Origin of the sequence: Streptococcus sp. 27098_8_86 (assembly GCF_041432595.1) — a bacterium.
Classification (GTDB): Bacteria; Bacillota; Bacilli; order Lactobacillales; family Streptococcaceae; genus Streptococcus; species Streptococcus pneumoniae_F.
This window is the reverse complement of sequence record NZ_JAPVZW010000025.1, coordinates 1-1,823: the sequence shown is the minus strand read 5'-3', so window position 1 is coordinate 1,823 and position 1,823 is coordinate 1. Positions and strand designations below refer to the sequence as shown.

Below are 1,823 nucleotides of genomic sequence, written 5' to 3'. Positions count from 1 at the left end.
TCGATACTTGTTGCTGGGAGAGCTGTGTCGCACGTAAAACATCCTCTGTGAACTGACTTTCCCAGTCGTCACTATAGCCTTCAAAACGAAGTCGCTCAATCATCATGTTACTAACGAAAAATGCATCCATTCCAGGCATCTCACCCAAAGGCCAGATGCGAGCCAGATAATCCACTACATAGTCATCAAATCCTTCTTGAAGAGATGGTACTATAGATTAGTATAAAAAGGAGAAACATCTTTAATGATTTCTTTTGAAAAAGCTGTCTGTAGGGGAAGAATATCAATAGCTTCAGAATACTGCTGATGATTTAAATAATCAACAATAGCAAGACAATCTTTTTCTTCACCATCTACAACGAGCGTTGCTACTGGTTGATTCTCTCTAACAACCATCAATAGGTAGACCATCCGAACACCCGTATTCTGTTGTAAGAATGAAATTAAAGGAGTTGTCAGCCAAGAATAATCTTTACTTGGAACCCCAAATGATACTTGCTTTTCCGTCGTACTCTGTCCGTGGAATAAAGCTGATGGAAGGACTACATTATCAGACATAGGGTTTAGAACAATTCCAGCTATTTGATGATTAGACTGAAGTAACTGTATACAATCAGATAGGCGAACAGATTCCAACTGAATTGAATTATTATCACTTATAGGTGGCAGTTGCTCTTCTTGACTCGTTAAAATAGGCAGATAAAAATTTTCTGTTCCATCCTGAATATGGAGAATGCGGAACGTCTGCTTATCTACCCATCTTATAGGGACGAACAGCGTCCATTTCTCCATATCTGAAAGAAGTTTCGACCTATTCTCTTCTGTTCGATTCGATGAAAAATGTTGTAAACTATCTTTTATGTTCATTCTTTTTCAATTCCTTATCTAAATCTTGAAGTAGGTAGATGATTTCTAAATTATAATTAGCAGTTGCATCTATCAACATACGTGCATGATCCTTAAGATGAACATTCGATGGGATAGTTTCTGTTTCCTTTATTGATCTAATAATGTTATAAAGAGTGTTAATTGCTCCTTTTCCCTGTATTTCTGAAGGATACTGTTCATCCATTATTTTTAAAATTTTATTGGCTATCTCTATTGATTTCATACTCATAATCTACTCCTTAATTAGGGACAGTCCTTACATTCACTACCCAATCCTGCGACCATCCCTGTGGTAATAATATTTGGTCCGCACCGCCTTTTAGAACAGTCCCTGATGAAGAAATCTTCTGCGGCGCAACTTTTCCAATACTTAATGTTTCTCCCTTAGGAATTCGAATCTCTACTTCGTACATCCGAGTATTCTTCCATTCAGGTAATAAAGCTGTATCAATTTTCGCTTGAATCCTATTTTGAGCAGGAGAAGAGGTTACAAAACTTCCTTCTTGTTTTGCATTCCCTCCAAATGTACGATAAACAGTTACTTCTTCTGTTGTCACTACCGTCCGATATTGTCCATCCTGAAATGAATCCACAATCCATGATGGAAGGTCAGCCTTCTCTATTAATTTTACACTACCATCAATATCTGTAGGATATCTAAATTGATTTTCTTTTCCTAAATACTCCCCAAACTTCGAACTTTCCCGTGCAAGTCGACTTTGCCTAAGATTTTCAAGAATCCGCTCTTTATCAAAGGGCTTCTCTGCCACTCTCACCACATCATCCGCATGTTTGCTTGAGAAGTGCATCACATCACGTAGTGTCTTACTCTCAACGCTGAAGGTAGGCATGGTTCCCATACCTCCCGCAAAGGCAACTGCCTCTTTACGAATGCCAACTGGGATTCGAGTATCTAATAGTTTCTCCCCAAATTT

The 1,823-nt window shown here is 38.3% G+C and carries 3 protein-coding genes and 1 pseudogene; all 4 read right to left on the bottom strand.

Features of this window, described 5'->3' with window-relative positions:
* Positions 1–175 (bottom strand): hypothetical protein (locus tag O3616_RS09990; protein WP_371638789.1); only part of this gene is annotated, 175 nt, incomplete at its 3' end.
* A 35-nt stretch (positions 176–210) separates the two neighbouring features.
* On the bottom strand, positions 211–867 hold the full coding sequence (locus O3616_RS09985) for an enhanced serine sensitivity protein SseB C-terminal domain-containing protein (protein ID WP_371638788.1): 657 nt from the start codon (positions 865–867) through the stop codon (positions 211–213).
* Positions 851–1,117, bottom strand: coding sequence for a MerR family transcriptional regulator (locus O3616_RS09980; protein ID WP_371638787.1), 267 nt, complete (start codon positions 1,115–1,117; stop codon positions 851–853). Before O3616_RS09980 ends, O3616_RS09985 begins: the two co-directional genes overlap by 17 nt.
* Positions 1,118–1,127: 10 nt before the next feature.
* A pseudogene (locus O3616_RS09975) lies at positions 1,128–1,823 on the bottom strand (hypothetical protein); the annotation flags it as partial.